The sequence below is a fragment of the Streptomyces sp. NPDC002176 genome, assembly GCF_044903645.1.
Taxonomy (GTDB): Bacteria; Actinomycetota; Actinomycetes; order Streptomycetales; family Streptomycetaceae; genus Streptomyces.
This window is the reverse complement of record NZ_JBJDQW010000001.1, coordinates 1245483-1266316: the sequence shown is the minus strand read 5'-3', so window position 1 is coordinate 1266316 and position 20834 is coordinate 1245483. Positions and strand designations below refer to the sequence as shown.

Here is a 20834-nt window from a genome sequence, read left to right as displayed (position 1 = left end):
CCGGACGGGAACCTCCGGGGGATCAGACGCGCCGCACCTGGAGGGTCGTCCGTTGTTCAGCATCACCGTCCGCGATCACATCATGATCGCCCACAGCTTCCGCGGCGACGTGTTCGGACCCGCGCAGCGCCTGCACGGCGCCACGTTCCTGGTGGACGCCACCTTCCGCCGTGAGCAGCTGGACGAGGACAACATCGTGGTCGACATCGGCCTGGCCACGCGGGAACTCGGCGCCATCACCGCCGAGCTGAACTACCGCAACCTGGACGAGAACCCCGAGTTCGCCGGGGTCAACACCTCCACCGAGTTCCTGGCCAAGGTCGTCGCCGACCGCCTCGCCGAGCGCATCGCCAAGGGCGCGCTCGGCGAGGGCGCGAAGGGCCTGGCCGCGCTCTCGGTGACCCTGCACGAGTCCCACATCGCCTGGGCGAGTTACGAGCGTGACCTGTGAGCGATCTGACCGTGGACCGGGCCCGCCTCGCCTACGTGCCCGCCCAGCCCCTCGCCGCCACCGAGAACCTCGGGATCATCCCCATGTCGCTGCGCACCGTGCACTTCGTCATGCCGGGCGGCGTCGACGACCCGGCCGCACCCAGCGGCGGCAACGCCTACGACCGCCGGGTCTGCCTGGACCTGCCCGGCTTCGGCTGGCAGGTCGTCCGGCACGCCGCTCACGGCGCCTGGCCGGACCCCGACGCCGACGCCCGCGAGTCGCTCGCCCGCACCCTCGCCCAGCTGCCCGACGACACCGCGGTCCTGCTGGACGGCCTGGTCGCCTGCGGAGTGCCCGAGATCGTCGTCCCCGAGGCCCAGCGGCTCCGGATCGCCGTCCTCGTCCATCTGCCGCTCGGCGACGAGACCGGGCTCGACCCGGCCGTCGCCGCCGACCTCGACGCCCGCGAGCGTGCCGTGCTGCGCGCGGTGCCCGCCACCATCGCCACCAGCGACTGGGCCGTACGCCGCCTGGTCTCCCACCACGGCCTCGCCCCCGACCGCGTCCACCTCGCCGCCCCCGGCGCCGACATCGCGCCCCTCGCGCCCGGCACCGACGGCATCTCCCACCTGGTGTGCGTCGCCGCCGTCACCCCGCGCAAGGGCCAGCACCGCCTGGTCGAGGCCCTCGCGGCCGTACGGGACCTGCCCTGGACCTGCTCGCTGGTCGGCGGCCTCGGTACCGACCCCGAGTACGTGACCACGCTGCGCGCCCAGATCGAGCGGTACGGCCTCGCCGACCGGCTGCGTCTGACCGGCCCCCGCACCGGCGCCGACCTCGACGCCAGCTACGCCGCCGCCGACCTCCTGGTGCTCACCTCCTACGCCGAGACCTACGGCATGGCCGTCACCGAGGCCCTCGCCCGCGGCATCCCGGTCATCGCCACCGACGTGGGCGGACTGCCCGAGGCGGTCGGCCGCGCCCCCGACGGCGGCGTGCCCGGCATCCTCGTACCCCCGGAGGACCCCGCCGCCATCGCCGCCGAACTGCGCGGCTGGTTCGGCGAGCCCGACGTGCGCCGCCGCCTCAAGGCCGCCGCCCGCGGCCGCCGCAGCGCGCTCGGCGGCTGGGCCGCCACCGCCCGCAGCCTCGCCGGGGTCATCGGCAGGCTCCCCGGCGCCCCCAGGAGGGCCGCATGACCGACCCGACGACGCTGACCCAGCCGGGCGACGCCGACACCGCCGCACAGGAGGAGCACCGGGTGAACGACGCCACCGAGCACCCCGGCACCGACGTCATCGCGGGTGCCGGACCCGTCGGCCGCCCCGGCGAGCGGGCCACCGTACGGCTGCGGGAGGGGGAGCCCGACGAGGCGCCCCGGTACGCGCCCGAGTGGCTCCAGCTCCGGGAACCGGCCGACGCGGACGCGCGGGCCCTCGGCCTGCTGGCACCGCTGGGCAAGCGGCTGGCCGAACTCCCGCCCCAGGAAGGCGGGTTGGTGATCCACGACCTGGGCTGCGGCACCGGCTCCATGGGCCGCTGGCTCGCGGCCCGGCTGGACGGCGCCCAGCACTGGGTGCTGCACGACCGCGACCCCTACCTGCTGCACTTCGCGGCCGTCGCCTCCCCGCGCACCGCCGCCGACGGCAGCCGGGTCACCGTGGAGACCCGGCGCGGCGACGTCGCCCGGCTCACCCCGGACGCGCTGTCCGGCGCCTCGCTGGTGACGGCGTCCGCGCTGCTGGACGTGCTCACCCGCGCCGAGATCGAGACACTGGCCGCCGCCTGCGCGGGCGCGGGCAGCCCCGCCCTGCTCACCCTGTCCGTCGCCGGGCGTGTGGAGTTCGCGTCCCCCGACCCGCTGGACGCCGACCTCGCCGAGGCGTTCAACGCCCACCAGCGCCGGGGCGGACTGCTCGGCCCGGACGCGGTCACGGCGGCGGGCGAGGCGTTCGACGCACACGGCGCGACGGTACGGCTCAGCCCCAGCCCGTGGCGGCTCGGCCCGGAGCACGCCGCGCTGACCGCGCAGTGGCTGCGGGGCTGGGTCGGCGCGGCCGTCGAGGAGCGGCCCGCGCTGCGGACGCGCGCCGACGACTATCTGCGCGACCGGCTGGCCGCGTGCGAGGCGGGCGAGCTGGAGGTCGTGGTGCACCACAGCGACCTGCTGGCCCTGCCCCGGCCGGTGGAGGCGTGATGAACGGGCGGACGGGCGAGGCGGTCACCAAGGCCCCGGACATCGGCCGACGGGAGCCGTCGGAGCCCGCCCCTCCGCCCGGCACCCCGGAGGGAAACGTCACTGCGCGCCACGCGCTGCGCACCCACATCGGCACCGCGGTCGGCGTCGCCATCCTCGGCGTGCTGCTGTGGCGGCTCGGCACCGGGCCGCTGGTCGACGGGCTGCGCCGGATCGATACGGCGACCGTGCTGGCGGCCCTCGGGATCGGCGTGGTCACCACCGTGTTCAGCGCCTGGCGCTGGCAGTTGACGGCGCGCGGGCTCGGCATCCGGCTGCCGCTGGGGCCCGCCGTCGCCGACTACTACCGGGCGCTGTTCCTCAACGCGGCCCTGCCCGGCGGCGTCCTCGGGGACGTGCACCGGGCGGTGCGGCACGGACAGAGCGCCGGGGACATCCGGCGCGCCGTCAAGGCGGTCGTGCTGGAGCGGGTCGCCGGGCAGCTGGCGCTCGCCGTCTGCGGCGCGGCCCTGCTGCTGACCCTGCCGTCCCCGGTCCGCGACGACCTGCGCACCTTCGCGGTGCCGGTGGCGCTCGCCGGGGCGGGCGCGCTCGCGGTGGTCCTCGCCGTCCGGATGAACCGGGCGCCCGGGCGGAGTCCCGGCTCGCTACCAGGGAGCGGGCTGCTACGGGAGGCGCGGCGGGGGCTGCTGTCACGGGAGAGCGGGCCGGGTGTCGCGCTGTCCTCGGCGGTCGTCCTCGCCGGACATCTCGGCATGTTCGTCGTCGCGGCCCGGGTGGCCGGGAGCGGGGCGTCGGTGGCGGTGCTGCTGCCGCTCGCCGTGCTGGCCCTGGTCGCCATGGGGCTGCCGCTGAACGTGGGCGGCTTCGGCCCCCGCGAGGGCGTCACCGCCTGGGCGTTCGCCGCCGCCGGACTCGGCGCGAGCAGCGGCGTCGCCGTCGCCGTGGTGTACGGCGTGCTCAGCTTCGTCGCCGCCCTGCCCGGCGCCGTCGTCCTGGTCGCCCGCTGGGCCGCCGCCCTGCGCGACTACCCGCGCGAGGTGTCCGGTTCCCCGGCCGAGGTCAGCAGCTGGAAGTACGGCTCGAAGTTCTCCACCAGGGCGGCCAGCAGGCCCTTTCCCTTTTCCGCCGAGGCCAGGGACGGGCGGCCGATGACGCCCGATTCGGTATAGGCGGACATTCCGGTGGTGAGCAGATGGCGACGGTCGTCGGCGGTGAAGTCGGCCGACTCATGGCCAGGGCGGAGGAACTCGGGATGAGCGTGCAGCAGGATCGACGCCTCGATCTCCCCGGCGTGCATGTCGGTGAGCAGCGAGGTGACCACACCCGCCCGCTCCCGTGCCTCCTCCCAGTCCTCGGCCGCCGGGTACAGGGCCATCGACTCGCCCCGCGCGGACGCCTCCTGGACGACGTTCCCCAGTACGTAGTTGCCGCCGTGCCCGTTGACCACGACGAGCGACTCCACGCCCGAGCGGCGCAGCGAGTCGGCGATGTCGCGCACCACCGCGTGCAGGGTGACGGAGGAGATACTGACGGTTCCCGGCCAGGCCGCGTGTTCGTGCGAGCACGAGAGGGTGACCGGGGGCAGGAGGTGTACCGGGTACGCGGCGGCGATCTCGCGGGCCACGGCACAGGCCACCAGCGTGTCGGTCGCCAACGGAAGGTAGGGACCGTGCTGTTCGAAGCTCCCCACGGGAAGGACGGCGACCTGACGTGACACACCCTCCCCCCGCGCCCGTACGTCCTCGGTGGTGTCCGCGGGCATCACCCCGTAGGCCGCCGCTCGCGCGTCCGAACCACTCATGTTTCCCATGGCCTTTCGTCTCTGCTTAGGAATCAGATCATGACAGAAAACATCGGCGTCTTCGGCGGGAAGACCCCGCGGCGTTCGGGCACGGAACGCGTCGTGAACACTCCGCTGCCCACGGTGTACGGGGAATTCCAGGCGATCGGCTACCTGGACCACGACCGGGGTGATGAACAAGTCGCCTTGGTGCACGGTGACATCGGCACCGAGAGCGTGCTGGTGCGGCTGCACTCGGAGTGCCTGACCGGGGACGCGTTCGGCTCCCAGCACTGCGAGTGCGGTGAGCAGCTGGCGGCCGCGATGCGCGCGGTGGTCGCCGAAGGCAGCGGTGTGGTCCTGTACTTGAGGGGTCACGAGGGCCGGGGCATCGGTCTGCTGGCCAAGCTGCGCGCGATGGCGCTCCAGGCGGAGGGGCTGGACACGGTCGAGGCGAACCTCGCGCTCGGTCTGCCGGTGGACGCCCGTGACTACCGGGTGGCGGCGGAGATGCTGCACGACCTCAAGGTGCGCTCGGTCCGTCTGATGTCCAACAACCCGCGCAAGCGTGAGGCGTTGACGCAGTACGGCATCGAGGTCGCCGAGCAGGTGCCGCTGCTGATCGAGCCGAGCGAGAACAACATCACGTATCTGCGCACCAAGCGCGAACGCCTGGACCACCATCTGCCCCACCTGGACGCGGTGGCCCACGGCTCCTGAGCCGCTACCTTCCCCCATGCGAGAAGTCCGGCCGGATTCCCCGGCCGGACTTCTCGCGTTCCCGCCGGGGTTCAGCCCGTGACCGCCTCGTGCACCAGACGGCGCAGGTCGGGGAAGATCTTCAGGGTGCGCGGGCGCACCTGGGTCATGAACTGCACGGTGAGGTCCAGCGCCGGGGCCACCCAGAAGGCGGTGGTCGCCACCCCGGTCCAGCCGAAGGTGCCCGGCGCGGAGGGGGCGAGCGTGCGGGTGGGGTCGGTGACGACGGAGACGTTGAAGCCGAAGCCCAGCCCGTCGTTGGCCCGCTCCTGGTGCGCGGGAGCGCCGAACTCGCGCAGGACGGCGTCGTCCGGGAGCTGGTTGCGGGTCATCAGGGCGAGCGTGGCGGGGGAGAGCAGGCGGACGCCGTCGAGTTCGCCGCCCCGGCGCAGCAGCTCCATGAAGCGGTGGTAGTCGCCCGCGCTGGACACCAGCCCGCCGCTCCCCGACAGGAACCGGGGCCGCCCGCGCACCGGCAGTCCCGCCACCGGGGTGATGCCGCCGTCCTCGGTCTCGCCGTACAACTCGGCCAGCCTGGGCTCCTGTTCGGGGGTGAGGTGAAAACCGGTGTCCGTCATGCCGAGCGGGCCGAGGACGCGCTCGGCGAAGAACGCGTCCAGCGGGCGGCCCGAGACCACCTCGATGAGACGGCCCAGCACATTGGTGGCGACCGAGTAGTTCCACCGGGTGCCCGGCTCGAACTGGAGGGGCAGGGACGCGTACACCGCGATGGTCTCGGCGAGGTCCGCGCCGGAGGGCACGGACGACTCCAGCCCGGCCGCGCGGTAGAGGGCGTCCACCGGGTGGTCGTAGTAGAAGGCGAAGGTCAGGCCCGCCGTGTGGGTGAGCAGATGCCGGACGCGGATGGGCCCGGCGGCCGGGCGGGTGCGTACGTCGTCCCCCGAACTGTCCACGTACACGCGGGGGTTGGCGAACTCGGGCAGGTAGCGGTCGATCGGGTCGTCCAGGGCGAGCAGGCCCTCCTCGACCAGCATCAGGACCGCGACCGCCGTCACCGGCTTGGTCATCGAGTAGATCCGCCACAGGGTGTCGGTCTCCACCGGCAGCCCGGCCGCGAGGTCGCGGTGGCCGCGGGTCGTCAGATGGGCCACCCGGCCGCCACGGGCCACCGACACCAGGAAGCCGGGCAGCCTGCCCTCGTCCACGAGCCGCGCGACGTGCTCGTCCAGGCGGTCCAGCGCCTTCGCGTCCAGCCCCACGTCCTGCGGGGCGACTTCCTGTCGCAGCTGTGCCATGGCTCTCCTCGGGTCATGCCGTACCCATGTGCCGCCGGGCCGGCCTCATCGCTCATCGTGGCGCATGATCACCGTCAAGTACCCCGTCCCCCGCCGATCTTGTGAGCGACACGACTCCGCGTCCGGGCAGCAGCCGGGCGAGCGGTACGGCCATGACCGCGACGGCGGCGAGCACGAGCAGCGCGGTACGCGGGCCCGTACCCATCAGCGCGGTGGCGGCCGCGACCCCCAGCACCGGGCCGATGTTCAGCGCCGTCTGCTGGAGCCCGCCCGCCACCCCGGCCACCGTCACCTCGGCCTGCCGTACGACGACATGGGTGGCCGCCACCATCACCGTGCCGAACCCCGTCCCCAGCAGCGCGAACCCGCAGCCCAGCGCGACCGTGCCCGTGGCCTGCGACAGCACCGCCCCGCCCAGCGCGAGCAGCGCCGTGGCCGCCCCCACCGTCCACCGCGCGCCCACCCGGCGCAGCAGCACCGGGCACCAAGGCGCCGAGGCCACCATCAGCACCGCCAGCGGCACACTCCGCAGCGCGCTCTGGAACGGATCGAGCCCCAAGTCCCGCTGCAGTACGTACGTTTCGACGAAGAGGGTGCCGAACAAAGCGGCCGACACCGCGATCAGCACGCCCAGCGCGGCCGCGACCGGCGCCGAGCCGATCACACCGGGCGGCAGCAGCGGGTCCGCCGCGCGCCGCTCGCGCCGCACGAAGGCGACGCCCGCCAGTACGGCCACGACCAACCCCGCCGCCCTGACCGCACCGGAGGCGACCAGGCTGTGCACCAGGCACGCCAAGGTCAGCGCGAGCAGCAGCGCGCCGGGCAGGTCCAGCGCGGGCCCGGCGGCCCCCTTCACGCACGTGCCACCCGCCAGCGCGGCCGCCCCGAAGACCAGGGCCGGGACCACCCCGAGCAGGAACACCGCCCGCCAGCCCGGCCCGCTCACCAGCGCCCCGCCGAGCAGTGGGCCCGCGGCCGCCGCCAGCCCGATCGCGCTGGTCCGCACGGCGAGTGGCATCGCGAGCCGGTCCGGCGGGTACGCCAGCCGCAGCATGCCCAGCGTGGCGGGCTGGAGCAGCGCCCCGCACACCCCCTGCGCGACCCGGAGCCCGATGACCCAGCCGATGTCCGGCGCGAGCGCGATGCCCGCCGACGCGGCACCGAAGCCCAGCATCCCGAGGGCGAACATCCGCCGCTGCCCGTACCGGTCCCCGAGCCTGCCCGCGAACACCAACAGGCTTGCCACGGCGACGAGATAGGCGGTGCTGGTCCACTGCACCTCGGCGAACGAGGCGCCCAGCGAGCGCTGCAACGGCGGCTGGGCCACCGTGAGCACCGTGCCGTCCAACGCGACCAGCACCGCACCGGCCACACTGGACGCCAGGACGAGCCGACGGTTCATCCGCGGTCCTCCGGCCCCAGGTGCGCGGCGAGGCACGCCTCCAGCAGGGGGCCGAAGTCCTCCTCCCCGGTCGCCAGTTGCAGACTTCCCCAGCGCCAGAGCTGGGCCAGCCCGTGGAGGTTGGCCCACAGGGCGCCCGTCACCCGGCGCGCGTCGAGATCCGGGCGGGCCCGGCCGACCCGCTCCACCAGCAGCCCGAAGAGGGGCAGGCTGGTGTCCCGCAGCCCCAGATGGCCGCTCTCCAGCACATCGTGACGGAACATCAGCTCATACATGCCGGGATTCCCCAGCGCGAACCGCAGATAGGTGCGCGCCAGTGCCGCCACCTGATCGCGCGGGTCCTCGTCCGCCGCGTCCAGGCTCGCCCGCGCCCGGGCACCCAGGTCGGTGAAGCCGCGCCGGGCGATGGCGGAGAGCAGCTCCAGGTGGGTGGGGAAGTAGCGGCGCGGCGCCCCGTGGGAGACGCCCGCGCGGCGGGCGATCTCGCGCAGCGTGAGCGCCTGGGCGCCCTCGGCGGCCACCAGCGCCACTCCGGCGTCCACCAGGCGGTCCCGGAGACCGGCGTCGGAAGTACTCATAGACAGTGTCTACCAGCATCGCGTAGACACTGTCTACAGTCCCTGCCGGGAATGCCGACCGAGCCCGGCCGGGTTGACGTGGATATGACTCAGGACACGACGCAGGACGCATTGCTGGCGCTGCTCTCCGAGGGGCACGGCGGGGTGCTGGTCACGCTCAAGCGTGACGGCCGCCCCCAGCTGTCCAACGTCGCCCACGCCTACGACCCGGACGAGCGGATCGTCCGGATCTCCGTCACCGACGACCGCGCCAAGACCCGCAACCTGCGCCGCGACCCCCGCGCCTCCTACTACGTCACCAGCGCCGATCGCTGGGCGTACACCGTCGCCGAGGGCACCGCCGAGCTGAGCCCGGTCGCCGCCGACCCGTACGACGAGACGGTGGAGGAGCTGGTGCGGCTCTACCGCGAGGTGCTGGGTGAGCACGACGACTGGGACGACTACCGCGCGTCCATGGTCCGCGACAAGCGCCTTGTGGTCCGGCTACATGTGGACCGCGCCTATGGGGTGCCCCAGCGCTAACGGGTGAGGTACGCCAGCACCATGTCGGCCAGCATCGCGCGGTAGTGCTCGCGGCGGGCGGGGGCGGCCAGGTCGCGGTCGAAGAGGGCGCCGAAGGTGTGCCGCCCGGCGACCCGGTAGAAGCAGAAGGCGCTGATCATCGCGTGCAGGTCGACCGCGTCGATGTCGGAGGTGAACGCTCCGGACTCCCGCCCGGCGTCCAGCACCCGGCGGAGTGCGCCGAGGCCGGGGGAGTCGATGCGGCCGAACCGGCGGGCGGCGGCCAGGTGTTCGCCGCCGTGGATGTTCTCGATGCCGACCAGGCGGACCAGGTCCGGGTGGCGCTCGTGGTGGTCGAAGGTGACCTCGGCCAGGTGCCGGACGGCGGCGACCGGGTCCAGGTGCTCGACCTCCAGCAGGTCCTCGACCTCGTGCAGCGCGCCGTACGCCCGCTCCAGCACGGCCGCGAACAGCTGCTTCTTGCCGCCGAAGTAGTAGTAGATCATCCGCTTGGTGGTGCGGGTGCGGGCCGCTATCTCCTCCACGCGGGCGCCGTCGTACCCGGCGCGGGCGAACTCGCGGGTGGCCGCGTCGAGGATGTCGGACCGGGTGCGGGCGGCGTCCGGTAACCGCCGGTCGGGATGCGCCGGTTCGTCGACGGTGGTCATCGCGTTCCTTCCGGCTGTCGGGCGGGGCGGGTACCGGTCTCTCGGCGATTGTAGAAGCCCGGCCCGCCGGACATGGAGACGGCCCGGAGCGACCAGCTGGTCACTCCGGGCCGTCTCGCCGCTCAGGGCTGCCGGTTCCACTCCGCGATCACGGGGCGCCCATGCTCGGTGGACAGGCGGCTGACCGTGCCGGTGGCCAGCTGGAACAGCCGTCCCTCGCTGGGCGGCAGGCCCAGCCTGCGGGCCGTCAGCACCCGCAGCACATGGCCGTGCGCGACGAGCAGCACATCGCCGTTGTCCGCGTCGAGCGCCTTCTCCACGCGGGCCAGCACCCGGTCGACACGCGCCCCGATCTGCTCGGGCGACTCACCCGGATGTCCCTTGGGGCCGGGCACCGCCCCGTCGGTCCACAGGTCCCAGTCGGGCCGGGTGCGGTGGATGTCGACGGTGGTGATGCCCTCGTAGCCGCCGTAGTCCCACTCGCGCAGGTCGGGCTCGGTCTCGGTGCCGGTGACGCCCGCCAGTTCGGCGGTGCGCCGGGCCCGGCCGAGGGGGCTGGTCAGGGTGAGTGCGAAGTCCCGGTCGGCGAGGAGCGGGGCGAGCGAACTCGCCTGCTCCTCGCCGTGCTCGGTGAGGGGCAGGTCGGTCCAGCTGGTGTGCTGGCCCGACCTGCTCCACTCCGTCTCGCCGTGGCGGACCAGTAGGAGGTCCCCCACGGCGGGTCAGCCCTTCTTCTCGACCGCGTGGCCGCCGAACTGGTTGCGCAGCGCGGCGATCATCTTCATCTGCGGCGAGTCGTCCTGACGGGACGCGAACCGCGCGAACAGCGACGCGGTGATGGCCGGGAGCGGCACCGCGTTGTCGATGGCCGCCTCGACGGTCCACCGGCCCTCGCCGGAGTCCTCGGCGTAGCCGCGCAGCTCGTCCAGGTGCTCGTCGTCGTCCAGGGCGTTGACCGCGAGGTCGAGCAGCCAGGACCGGATGACCGTGCCCTCCTGCCAGGAGCGGAAGATCTCGCGGACGTTGTCCACGGAGTTCGCCTTCTCCAGCAGCTCCCAGCCCTCGGCGTACGCCTGCATCATGGCGTACTCGATGCCGTTGTGGACCATCTTGGAGAAGTGCCCGGCGCCGACGCGGCCCGCGTGCACGTAGCCGTACGGGCCGTCGGGCTTGAGGGCGTCGAAGATGGGCTGGAGGCGGTCGATGTTCTCCTTGTCGCCGCCGACCATCAGGGCGTAGCCGTTCTCCAGGCCCCAGACGCCGCCGGAGACGCCCGCGTCCACGAAGCCGATGCCCTTGATGGCCAGTTCGGCGGCGTGCTTCTCGTCGTCCGTCCAGCGGGAGTTGCCGCCGTCGACCACGATGTCGCCGGGGGAGAGCAGGTCCTTCAGCTCGTCCACGACCACCTGGGTGGCGGTACCGGCCGGGACCATGACCCAGATGGTGCGCGGCGCGTCGAGCTTCTCGACCAGTTCGGCGAGGTCCTTGGCGTCGGTCAGGTCCGGGTTGCGGTCGTAGCCGATGACCTGGTGGCCCGCGCGGCGGATGCGCTCGCGCATGTTGCCGCCCATCTTGCCGAGGCCGATGAGTCCGAGCTGCATGTCAGTTCACTTCCTTGAGGGAGCGGTAGGCGGCGACGAGGGCCGTGGTGGAGGGGTCGAGGCCGGGGACGTCGGCGCCCTCGGTGAGGGCGGGCTCGATGCGCTTGGCGAGCACCTTGCCCAGCTCGACGCCCCACTGGTCGAAGGAGTCGATGTTCCAGACCGCGCCCTGCACGAACACCTTGTGCTCGTAGAGGGCGATGAGCTGGCCGAGCACGGAGGGGGTGAGCTCGCGGGCCAGGATCGTGGTGGTGGGGTGGTTGCCGCGGAAGGTGCGGTGGGCCACCTGCGCCTCGGCGACGCCTTCCTCGCGGACCTCTTCCTCGGTCTTGCCGAAGGCGAGGGCCTGGGTCTGGGCGAAGAAGTTGGCCATCAACAGATCATGCTGCGCCTTGAGTTCATCGCTCAGCTCGTCCACCGGACGCGCGAAGCCGATGAAGTCCGCCGGGATCAGCTTCGTGCCCTGATGGATCAACTGGTAGTAGGCGTGCTGCCCGTTGGTGCCAGGCGTACCCCACACCACCGGCCCCGTCTGCCACTCCACCGGAGTGCCGTCCTTCTGCACGGACTTGCCGTTGGACTCCATGTCCAACTGCTGCAGATAGGCGGTGAACTTGGACAGGTAATGGCTGTACGGCAGCACCGCGTGCGACTGCGCGTCGAAGAAGTTGCCGTACCAGATCCCCAACAGGCCCAGCAGCAGCGGCGCGTTCTCCTCGGCCGGGGCGGTGCGGAAGTGCTCGTCGACGGTGTGGAAACCGTCCAGCAGCTCCCGGAACTTCTCCGGGCCGATCGCGATCATCAGCGACAGCCCGATCGCGGAGTCGAACGAGTACCGGCCGCCGACCCAGTCCCAGAACTCGAACATGTTGTCCGCGTCGATACCGAACCCGGTGACCTTCTCCGCGTTCGTCGACAGTGCCACGAAGTGCTTCGCCACGGCCTTGTCGTCACCGAGCGCGTTGAGCAGCCAGGTACGGGCCGAGGTCGCGTTGGTGATCGTCTCGATCGTCGTGAACGTCTTGGACGCCACGATGAACAGCGTCTCCGCCGGGTCTAGGTCGCGCACGGCCTCGTGGAGGTCGGCGCCGTCCACGTTCGACACGAACCGCACGGTGAGGTCGCGGTCGGTGAAGGGGCGAAGGGCCTCGAACGCCATCGCCGGACCGAGGTCGGAACCGCCGATGCCGATGTTGACGATGTTCTTGATCCGCTTGCCGGTGTGACCCGTCCACTCACCCGAGCGGACCCGGTCGGCGAAACCGGCCATCCTGTCCAGCACCGCGTGCACGGCCGGGACCACGTTCTCGCCGTCGACCTCGATCACCGCGTCCCGCGGGGCACGCAGCGCGGTGTGCAGCACCGCACGGTCCTCGGTCGTGTTGATCCGGTCGCCACGGAACATCGCGTCCCGCTGCCCGAACACATCGGTGGCGACGGCGAGTTCCTGGAGCAGGGCCAGGGTCTCGTCGGAGACCTGGTGCTTGCTGTAGTCGATGTGCAGGTCGCCCACCTGGACGACATAGCGCTCGGCCCGGCCGGGGTCGGCGGCGAACAGCTCGCGCAGCTGCGGCTGACCGCCCGCGCGGTGGTCGGCGAGAGCCGTCCACTCGGGGCGCCGGGTGAGCTTGGGGGTGTCTGACGATGCGTCGGACATCAGGCGTTCTCCTTGAGTGCCTCGCCCGTGAGGGCGACGGCGTACATCTCGTCCGCGTCGAGGCGGCGCAGCTCCTCGGCGATCAGCTCCGAGGTCGGGCGGACCTTCAGGGCCAGGGTGCGCGGCGGCTGGCCCGGCAGGGTCAGCGTGGCGAGGGGGCCCTCCGGGCGGTCGATGACGATCTCGCCGTTCTCGGTGCCGAGCCGCACGGCGGTGACCACCGGGCCGTCGGAGACCACCCGGTCCACCTTGACGTGCAGCCGGGCCTCCAGCCAGCGCGCGAGCAGCTCGGCGCTGGGGTTGTCCGCCTCCGCCTCCACGGCGGCCGACGTCACCTTGACCCGGGCCTGGTCCAGCGCGGCCGCGAGCATCGAGCGCCACGGGGTGAGCCGGGTCCAGGCGAGGTCCGTGTCACCCGGGGCGTAGGTGCGGGCGCGGGCGTCCAGCACCTCCAGCGGGTTGTCCACCGCGTACAGGTCGGTGATCCGGCGCTGGGCGAGCGCGCCGAGGGAGTCCTTCGCGGGGGCCTCCGGGGCGTCCACCGGCCACCAGACGACCACGGGGGCGTCGGGCAGGAGCAGCGGCAGCACCACGGAACCCGCGTGGTCGGACACCTCGCCGTAGGTGCGCAGCACGACCGTCTCACCGGCGCCCGCCTCGGAGCCGACCCGGACCTCGGCGTCGAGCCGGGAGCCGGTGCGGTCCCGCATGCGGGCGTGGCGCTTGATGACGACCAGGGTGCGCGAGGGGTGCTCGTGCGAGGCTTCTTCGGCCGCCTTGATGGCGTCGTAGGCGTTCTCCTCGTCCGTGACGATGACCATCGTCAGGACCATGCCCACGGCCGGGGTGCCGATGGCGCGGCGGCCCTCCACCAACGCCTTGTTGATCTTGCTTGCCGTGGTGTCGGTCAGGTCGATCTTCATGGCCTGCGCCAGCTCCGTCCGTCTCGTGCGAGCATCTCGTCCGCTTCCTCGGGTCCCCAGCTTCCGGACGCGTACTGCGCCGGAGTGCCGTGCTCGTTCCAGTAGCGCTCGATCGGGTCGAGGATCTTCCAGGACTCTTCCACTTCCTGGGTGCGCGGGAACAGGTTGGCGTCGCCGAGCAGCACATCGAGGATGAGCCGTTCGTACGCCTCGGGGCTGGACTCGGTGAACGACTCGCCGTACGCGAAGTCCATCGACACGTCCCGGATCTCCATCGAGGTGCCGGGCACCTTGGAGCCGAAGCGGACGGTCATGCCCTCGTCCGGCTGGACGCGGATGACGATCGCGTTCTGGCCCAGCTCCTCCGTGGCGGTGGAGTCGAACGGCGAGTGCGGGGCGCGCTTGAACACGACCGCGATCTCGGTGACGCGACGGCCCAGCCGCTTGCCCGTGCGCAGGTAGAACGGCACGCCCGCCCAGCGGCGGTTGTCGATCTCCAGCTTGATGGCCGCGTACGTGTCGGTCTTCGACTTGGGGTCGATGCCGTCCTCGTCGAGGTAGCCGACGACCTTCTCGCCGCCCTGCCAGCCGGTGGCGTACTGGCCGCGCACGGTGTGCTCGCCCAGCTCGTCCGGGAGGCGGACCGACTTCAGGACCTTCAGCTTCTCGGTGAGCAGCGAGTCCGCGTCGAACGCGATCGGCTCCTCCATGGCGGTGAGCGCCATGAGCTGGAGCAGGTGGTTCTGGATCACGTCACGGGCGGCGCCGATGCCGTCGTAGTAGCCCGCGCGGCCGCCGATGCCGATGTCCTCGGCCATCGTGATCTGCACGTGGTCCACGTAGGAGCGGTTCCAGATGGGCTCGTACATCTGGTTGGCGAACCGCAGCGCCATGATGTTCTGGACGGTCTCCTTGCCCAGGTAGTGGTCGATCCGGAATACCTGGTCCGGCTCGAACACCTCGTGCACGACCTTGTTCAGCTCGTGCGCGCTCTCCAGGTCGTGACCGAACGGCTTCTCGATGACCGCGCGGCGCCAGGAGCCCTCGGGGGCGTCCGCCAGACCGTGCTTCTTGAGCTGCCGGACGACCTTCGGGAAGAACTTCGGCGGCACCGAGAGGTAGTACGCGAAGTTGCCGCCGGTGCCGCGGGAGGCGTCCAGCTCGTCGACCGCCTGCTTGAGCTGGTCGAAGGCGGTGTCGTCGTCGAAGTCGCCGGGGATGAAGCGCATGCCCTCGGCGAGCTGCTGCCAGACCTCCTCGCGGAACGGCGTCCGCGCGTGCTCCTTGACCGCGTCATGGACGACCTGCGCGAAGTCCTGGTCCTCCCAGTCGCGGCGGGCGAAGCCCACCAGGGAGAAGCCCGGCGGCAGCAGGCCGCGGTTGGCGAGGTCGTAGACGGCGGGCATCAGCTTCTTGCGGGACAGGTCACCCGTGACACCGAAGATCACCAGGCCGGACGGGCCCGCGATGCGGGGCAGCCGTCGGTCCTGGGGGTCGCGCAGCGGGTTGTCCCACTCGGCGGTCGGCGTGACCGGGACCTGGATGTCCTCGGCCTCGCGGACCGCGGCGGGCTTCGCCTTGGTCCGGGTCTTGCGCGCCTTGGGCTCGGCCTCCGCCTCGGCGGGAGCCGCCTCCGGTTCCGCCTCGGCGGCGGCCGCCTTCGACGGCGCTGACTTGCTCGTCATTACGCGTCCACTCCCTTGCTCGTCAGGGACTCGGTCACGGCGCCCAGCAGCTCCAGCCAGGCCGCCTCGAACTTGGCGACGGCCTCGTCCTCGAGCTGCTGGACGACCTCGTCGTAGGAGATGCCCAGCTTCTCCACGGCGGCGAGGTCGGCGCGGGCCTGCTCGTAGCGGCCGGTCACCGTGTCGCCGGTGATGTCACCGTGGTCGGCGGTGGCCTTCAGCGTGCCCTCGGGCATGGTGTTGACGGTGCCGGGGGCGACCAGCTCGTCCACGTACAGGGTGTCCTTGTACGCCGGGTCCTTCACGCCGGTGGAGGCCCACAGCGGGCGCTGCTTGTTGGCGTCGGCGGTGGCGAGCGCCTGCCAGCGGGCGGAGGCGAAGACATCCTCGTACGCCTCGTAGGCCAGACGGGCGTTGGCGAGGGCCGCGCGGCCCTTCAGGCCGAGGGCCTCGTCGGTGCCGATCGCGGTCAGGCGCTTGTCGATCTCGGAGTCCACGCGGGACACGAAGAAGGACGCCACCGAGTGGATCTGGGAGAGGTCCAGGCCGCGCTCCTTGGCCTTCTCCAGGCCCGCCAGGTAGGCGTCCATGACGGCGCGGTAGCGCTCCAGGGAGAAGATCAGGGTCACGTTGACGCTGATGCCCAGGCCGATGACCTCGGTGATCGCCGGGAGGCCCGCCTCGGTGGCCGGGATCTTGATCATCACGTTGGGGCGGTCGACCAGCCAGAACAGCTGCTTGGCCTCGGCGACCGTGGCGACCGTGTCGTGCGCCAGACGGGGGTCGACCTCGATGGAGACCCGGCCGTCCCGGCCGCCGGTGGCGTCGTACACCCCGCGCAGCACGTCGGCCGCGTCGCGCACGTCGGCGGTCGTCATCATCCGCACGGCCTCGTCGACCGTGACACCGCGCACCGCGAGGTCGGTGAGCTGCTCCTCGTACCCCTCGCCGGAGCCGATGGCGGCCTGGAAGATCGACGGGTTGGTGGTGACGCCGACGACGCCGCCGTCCGTCACGAGGGCGGCCAGGCTGCCCGAGGTGATCCGCTTGCGCGACAGGTCGTCCAGCCACACCGACACGCCCTCGTCGGCGAGACGCTTGAGGGCTCCGGGGGTGCTGATTGCTTCAGTCACAGTGCTCATCTTTCTTCGTCGCGTAATTCTGTGTCGCGGGGGATCAGGCGCGCGCGGCGGCCAGCGAGGCGCGGGCGGCGGCGGCGACGTTCTCGGGGGTGAAGCCGTACTCGGCGAACAGGACGTTCGCGTCGGCGGAGGCGCCGAAGTGCTCCAGGGAGACGATGCGGCCCGCATCACCCACATAGCGGTACCAGGTCAGGCCGATGCCCGCCTCGACGGCCACGCGCGCCTTCACGGCGGCGGGCAGCACGCTCTCGCGGTAGGCGGCGGGCTGCTGGTCGAACCACTCGACGCACGGCACGGACACCACGCGGGTACCGGTGCCCTCGGCCTCCAGGGCGTCCCGGGCGGCCATGGCGAGCTGGACCTCGGAACCGGTCGCCATGATGATCACCTCCGGGACCTCGGTCGAGGAGTCGGCGAGCACGTAGCCGCCCTTGGCCGCGTCCTCGTTCGGAGCGTACGTCGGTACGCCCTGACGGGTGAGGGCGAGACCGTGCGGGGCCGGGTCGGTGGAGTGCCGCTTCAGGATCTCCGCCCAGGCGATGGCGGTCTCGTTGGCGTCCGCCGGGCGGACCACGTTCAGGCCCGGGATCGCGCGCAGCGAGGCCAGGTGCTCGACCGGCTGGTGGGTCGGGCCGTCCTCGCCGAGGCCGATGGAGTCGTGGGTCCACACATAGGTGACCGGCAGCTGCATGAGGGCCGCCATACGGACGGCGTTGCGCATGTAGTCGGAGAACACCAGGAAGGTGCCGCCGTAGATGCGGGTGTTGCCGTGCAGGGCGATGCCGTTCATCTCCGCGGCCATGGAGAACTCACGGATACCGAAGTGGACGGTACGGCCGTACGGGTTCGCCTCGGGCAGCGGGTTGCCCGCGGGGAGGAAGGAGCTGGTCTTGTCGATCGTGGTGTTGTTGGAGCCCGCGAGGTCGGCCGAGCCGCCCCACAGCTCCGGCAGCACCGGGCCGAGCGCCTGGAGGATCTTGCCGGACGCGGCACGGGTGGCGACGGACTTGCCCTCCTCGAACACCGGGAGCGCGTCCTGCCAGCCCTCGGGCAGCTCGCCCTTGGCGACCCGGTCGAACAGCTCGGCGCGCTCGGGCTGGGCGGTGCGCCACTCGGCGATCTTCTTGTCCCAGGCGGCGTGCGCCTCGGCACCCCGGTCCAGGGCGCGGCGGGCGTGGCGCAGCACCTCGTCGGAGACCTCGAAGGTCTGCTCCGGGTCGAAGCCGAGGACGCGCTTGGTGGCCGCGATCTCCTCGTCGCCCAGGGCGGAGCCGTGGGACGCCTCGGTGTTCTGCGCGGTCGGCGCGGGCCAGGCGATGATCGTGCGCATGGCGATGATGGAGGGGCGGCCGGTCTCGGCCTTGGCGGCCTCCAGCGCGGCGTGCAGCGCGGGGACGTCCACGTCGCCGTCGGCGGTGGGCTCGATGCGCTGGGTGTGCCAGCCGTACGCCTCGTACCGCTTCAGCACGTCCTCGGACAGGGCGGTCGCGGTGTCGCCCTCGATGGAGATGTGGTTGTCGTCGTAGAGGAAGACCAGGTTGCCGAGCTTCTGGTGGCCCGCGAGCGAGGACGCCTCGGCGGAGACGCCCTCCTCCAGGTCGCCGTCGGAGACGATCGCCCAGATGGTGTGGTCGAAGGGGGAGGTGCCCTCGGGGGCCTCCGGGTCGAAGAGGCCGCGCTCGTAGCGGGCGGCCATCGCCATGCCCACCGCGTTGGCGGCACCCTGGCCGAGCGGGCCGGTGGTGGTCTCCACACCGGCGGTGTGCCCGTACTCCGGGTGTCCGGGCGTCTTCGAGCCCTGGGTGCGGAACGCCTTGAGGTCGTCCAGCTCCAGCTCGTACCCGGCCAGGAAGAGCTGGGTGTAGAGGGTCAGCGAGGTGTGACCGGGGGAGAGGATGAAGCGGTCACGGCCGGTCCACTCCGGGTCGGCCGGGTCGTGCTTCATCACCTTCTGAAAGATCGTGTACGCGGCAGGCGCGAGGCTCATCGCGGTGCCGGGGTGGCCGTTGCCGACCTTCTGCACCGCGTCGGCCGCGAGAAGCCGGGCCGTGTCGACGGCGCGGCGGTCGAGATCGGTCCACTCGAAGCTCTCGGGGGTCTGCGTGCTCATCTTCAAGAAGTCCTCTTCAGAAGCGGGGATGTCGATCAAACGTGTTCAAACTTAAAAGTCTGACTTTTTCGCGGAAAGGTCGGGGTGTGTCAGCCTGTGGTGAATCTGGGACACCGATCGCTTGATAGGAACGGCAAATCGAACATGGCGGACAGATCGCCTCAAGGTGTGGGTCGCGGCACGGACGGTGACGGGATCAGGACCTTCCCCTTCCCGACCGAGCTGGCCGTGGGTGGTGTCGGCATGCAGGTCGGCGCCATGGGTGAGGACCGCACCTGGCATGCGGATGCCCCGCTGGACCGGGTCCATCGCATCGACTTCCACGTCGTCATGCTGTTCACCGAGGGTCCGGTCCGGCACATGATCGACTTCGCCGAGTACGAGGTCGGCGCCGGTGACCTGCTCTGGATTCGTCCCGGCCAGGTGCACCGCTTCTCCCGCACCAGCCGGTACCGGGGCACCGTCCTCACCATGCAGCCCGGCTTCCTGCCCCGCGCCACCGTCGAGGCGACCGGCCTGTACCGCTACGACCTCCCGCCGCTGCTGCACCCCGACCCGGCGCAGCTCGCCGCGCTGGAGAACTCCCTCGCCCAGCTCGGCCGCGAGTACGAGGACACCGCCACGCTGCCGCTCAGCCTGCACACGGCCGTCCTGCGGCACAGCCTCACCGCGTTCCTGCTCCGCCTCGCCCACCTCGCGGCCAGCTCCGCCGAGGCGACCCGGAGCCAGGCCGACACCACCTTCACCCTGTTCCGGGACGCGGTGGAGCGCGGCTTCCCCACCAACCACAGCGTCAACGCCTATGCCGACGCGCTCGGTTACTCCCGCCGCACCCTCGTCCGCGCGGTGCGCGCCGCCACCGGGCAGACCCCCAAGGGCTTCATCGACAAGCGCGTCGTCCTGGAGGCCAAGCGTCTCCTCGCCCACACCGACATGCCCATCGGCCGGGTCGGCGCGGCGATCGGCTTCCCGGACGCGGCCAACTTCTCCAAGTACTTCCATCTGCACACCGGGGTCACCCCGGTCGGATTCCGGGCCGAGCTGCGCTGACACCTGGCCTTCATCTCGATGTCACGTTCCGGTCTCGCTTTGGTTGTGAAGGCAACTTCCCCAGTTCTTCACATGTCTCGCACACGCACAGTGTGAGAGAAGCACAGGGGGGACACATGATTCGTCCGGGACGATCGCAGGCGCCGGTTCGGGGCGCGCGCAAGGCGTGGCTCAAGGGGGTCGGGGCCGGACTGCTGGTCTGCGCCCTCGTCACCGGGTGCGGCGGCGGGGACGACGAGAAGGCGGCCGCGGCCGTCAAGCCGGGGCCCACGGTGACGGTCACCGCGACCGTCACGGCCACCCCGGCCCTGCTGGAGAGCCAGGTGGAGAGCACGGTCGCCGACGCGACCGGGGCCGCCGAGGAGCACGGCTACCGCGTCGCCACGCACGACGCGAGCAACAAGGACGCGTCTGTCGCGGACGACTGGAAGGTCTGCTTCGAGAAGTACGGCCGGGACAGCGTCGACTTCGGGGCCGTCGCGTCCGGGGCGCCGTGTCCCAAGGCGGACGGCGGCCCGATCCCGTGGCCGACGATGCCGGGGGTGATCGGCCGTACGTACGCGGCCGCCGCCACGGCCGTCGGCGGGGTGACGAAGGGTGAGATCTCCGTCAAGGCGTCCTACAAGGACGAGCGGGTCGCCGGGGAGCACGACGACTGGAAGGTGTGCTTCCAGTCGCCGGACGCCGGGACGAAGGTCGTCGGCGACCGGGATGTCACGCTGTGGCTGACCAAGAGCGGGTGCCCGTCGGCGACGGGGACGTACAAGGACAAGACCAACGACCCGGATTACACACCGCCGGTCGCGGCGGACAGCGGTAGCGGGGGGTCTTCCAGCTCCTCCGGCGGCTCTGGTGGTTCTGGCGGTTCCTCCTCCAGTAGCAGCAGCGGTGGTGGCGGCGCCGGCACCACCTGCGAGATCGTCTCGAACGCCGGGAACTGCTACAACGCGGGCCAGTTCTGCCGCAAGGCGGACGTCGGCAGCTCCACCCACGCGGGCAACGGGCGGCTGATCTACTGCCGGGACGAGGGCAGCCGGAACCGCTGGAACTACTGACGGCGGGCGGCGCCGGACGCGATCGTGTCCGGCG

19 protein-coding genes and 1 pseudogene are annotated in these 20834 nt (G+C 71.9%); 8 read left to right on the top strand and 12 right to left on the bottom strand.

Going from position 1 to position 20834, the window contains the following annotated elements:
* Positions 1-52: 52 nt before the first annotated feature.
* The 4 genes and pseudogenes from ACI2LY_RS05665 to ACI2LY_RS05650 form a co-directional block, all read left to right on the top strand.
* Positions 53-451 carry a 6-carboxytetrahydropterin synthase gene (locus tag ACI2LY_RS05665; RefSeq protein WP_161190909.1) on the top strand — a complete coding sequence of 133 codons (399 nt, stop codon included), beginning with the start codon at positions 53-55 and terminating at the stop codon, positions 449-451.
* Positions 448-1632 carry a glycosyltransferase family 4 protein gene (locus ACI2LY_RS05660; RefSeq protein ID WP_404706016.1) on the top strand — a complete coding sequence of 395 codons (1185 nt, stop codon included), beginning with the start codon at positions 448-450 and terminating at the stop codon, positions 1630-1632. Before ACI2LY_RS05665 ends, ACI2LY_RS05660 begins: the two co-directional genes overlap by 4 nt.
* The gene (locus ACI2LY_RS05655; protein WP_404706015.1) at positions 1629-2630 is read left to right on the top strand and encodes a class I SAM-dependent methyltransferase; all 1002 of its coding nucleotides are present in this window, start codon (positions 1629-1631) and stop codon (positions 2628-2630) included. Before ACI2LY_RS05660 ends, ACI2LY_RS05655 begins: the two co-directional genes overlap by 4 nt.
* Positions 2630-3604 (top strand): annotated as a pseudogene (locus ACI2LY_RS05650) (lysylphosphatidylglycerol synthase transmembrane domain-containing protein); the annotation flags it as partial. The gene ACI2LY_RS05655 and the pseudogene ACI2LY_RS05650, both read left to right, overlap by 1 nt.
* 53 nt (positions 3605-3657) lie before the next feature.
* Here the strand turns inward: ACI2LY_RS05650 and ACI2LY_RS05645 are convergent.
* A complete protein-coding gene (locus tag ACI2LY_RS05645) occupies positions 3658-4434 on the bottom strand; it encodes a creatininase family protein (protein ID WP_404706014.1) in 777 nt (258 codons plus the stop codon).
* Positions 4435-4473: 39 nt separating this feature from the next.
* On the opposite strand from ACI2LY_RS05645, the gene ribA reads away from it, so the two are divergent.
* The gene (gene ribA, locus ACI2LY_RS05640; protein WP_404706013.1) at positions 4474-5133 is read left to right on the top strand and encodes a GTP cyclohydrolase II; all 660 of its coding nucleotides are present in this window, start codon (positions 4474-4476) and stop codon (positions 5131-5133) included.
* Positions 5134-5204: 71 nt separating this feature from the next.
* Here the strand turns inward: ribA and ACI2LY_RS05635 are convergent, their stop codons facing one another.
* From ACI2LY_RS05635 to ACI2LY_RS05625, 3 genes are read right to left on the bottom strand one after another with little or no spacing between them, the layout of a single operon-like run.
* Positions 5205-6428, bottom strand: a complete 1224-nt coding sequence (locus tag ACI2LY_RS05635) for a serine hydrolase domain-containing protein (protein ID WP_404706012.1) — start codon at positions 6426-6428, stop codon at positions 5205-5207.
* A gap of 52 nt (positions 6429-6480) precedes the next feature.
* Positions 6481-7830: an MFS transporter gene (locus tag ACI2LY_RS05630; protein ID WP_404706011.1), complete on the bottom strand. Its 1350-nt coding sequence runs from the start codon at positions 7828-7830 to the stop codon at positions 6481-6483.
* Positions 7827-8408: a TetR/AcrR family transcriptional regulator gene (locus tag ACI2LY_RS05625; protein WP_404706010.1), complete on the bottom strand. Its 582-nt coding sequence runs from the start codon at positions 8406-8408 to the stop codon at positions 7827-7829. The genes ACI2LY_RS05630 and ACI2LY_RS05625 overlap by 4 nt, the downstream gene beginning before the upstream one ends.
* An 84-nt stretch (positions 8409-8492) precedes the next feature.
* On the opposite strand from ACI2LY_RS05625, the gene ACI2LY_RS05620 reads away from it, so the two are divergent.
* Positions 8493-8930: a PPOX class F420-dependent oxidoreductase gene (locus tag ACI2LY_RS05620; protein ID WP_404706009.1), complete on the top strand. Its 438-nt coding sequence runs from the start codon at positions 8493-8495 to the stop codon at positions 8928-8930.
* Here ACI2LY_RS05620 and ACI2LY_RS05615 read toward each other — a convergent pair.
* From ACI2LY_RS05615 to tkt, 8 genes are all read right to left on the bottom strand, one after another.
* Positions 8927-9577, bottom strand: a complete 651-nt coding sequence (locus ACI2LY_RS05615) for a TetR/AcrR family transcriptional regulator (protein ID WP_404706008.1) — start codon at positions 9575-9577, stop codon at positions 8927-8929. The genes ACI2LY_RS05620 and ACI2LY_RS05615 overlap by 4 nt on opposite strands.
* A gap of 122 nt (positions 9578-9699) precedes the next feature.
* Positions 9700-10293 carry a histidine phosphatase family protein gene (locus ACI2LY_RS05610; protein ID WP_404706007.1) on the bottom strand — a complete coding sequence of 198 codons (594 nt, stop codon included), beginning with the start codon at positions 10291-10293 and terminating at the stop codon, positions 9700-9702.
* A gap of 6 nt (positions 10294-10299) precedes the next feature.
* On the bottom strand, positions 10300-11178 hold the full coding sequence (gene gnd / locus ACI2LY_RS05605) for a phosphogluconate dehydrogenase (NAD(+)-dependent, decarboxylating) (RefSeq protein ID WP_404706006.1): 879 nt from the start codon (positions 11176-11178) through the stop codon (positions 10300-10302).
* A 1-nt stretch (position 11179) separates the two neighbouring features.
* Positions 11180-12835: a glucose-6-phosphate isomerase gene (pgi, locus tag ACI2LY_RS05600; protein ID WP_404706005.1), complete on the bottom strand. Its 1656-nt coding sequence runs from the start codon at positions 12833-12835 to the stop codon at positions 11180-11182.
* The gene (gene opcA / locus ACI2LY_RS05595; RefSeq protein ID WP_389001947.1) at positions 12835-13758 is read right to left on the bottom strand and encodes a glucose-6-phosphate dehydrogenase assembly protein OpcA; all 924 of its coding nucleotides are present in this window, start codon (positions 13756-13758) and stop codon (positions 12835-12837) included. Before opcA ends, pgi begins: the two co-directional genes overlap by 1 nt.
* The gene (zwf, locus tag ACI2LY_RS05590; RefSeq protein ID WP_404706004.1) at positions 13755-15443 is read right to left on the bottom strand and encodes a glucose-6-phosphate dehydrogenase; all 1689 of its coding nucleotides are present in this window, start codon (positions 15441-15443) and stop codon (positions 13755-13757) included. The genes opcA and zwf overlap by 4 nt, the downstream gene beginning before the upstream one ends.
* Complete coding sequence (gene tal, locus ACI2LY_RS05585; RefSeq protein ID WP_404706003.1) at positions 15443-16585, bottom strand: transaldolase; 1143 nt, start codon at positions 16583-16585, stop codon at positions 15443-15445. The genes zwf and tal overlap by 1 nt, the downstream gene beginning before the upstream one ends.
* 34 nt (positions 16586-16619) lie before the next feature.
* On the bottom strand, positions 16620-18695 hold the full coding sequence (gene tkt, locus ACI2LY_RS05580; protein WP_404706002.1) for a transketolase: 2076 nt from the start codon (positions 18693-18695) through the stop codon (positions 16620-16622).
* Between the two features lie 144 nt (positions 18696-18839).
* Here tkt and ACI2LY_RS05575 point away from each other — a divergent pair, with 144 nt between their 5' ends.
* Both ACI2LY_RS05575 and ACI2LY_RS05570 read left to right on the top strand, forming a co-directional pair.
* Positions 18840-19745: a helix-turn-helix domain-containing protein gene (locus tag ACI2LY_RS05575; RefSeq protein WP_404706001.1), complete on the top strand. Its 906-nt coding sequence runs from the start codon at positions 18840-18842 to the stop codon at positions 19743-19745.
* Positions 19746-19861: 116 nt separating this feature from the next.
* Entirely contained in the window at positions 19862-20800 is a 939-nt protein-coding gene (locus tag ACI2LY_RS05570; protein ID WP_404706000.1) for a PASTA domain-containing protein, read from the top strand.
* Positions 20801-20834: the final 34 nt, after the last annotated feature.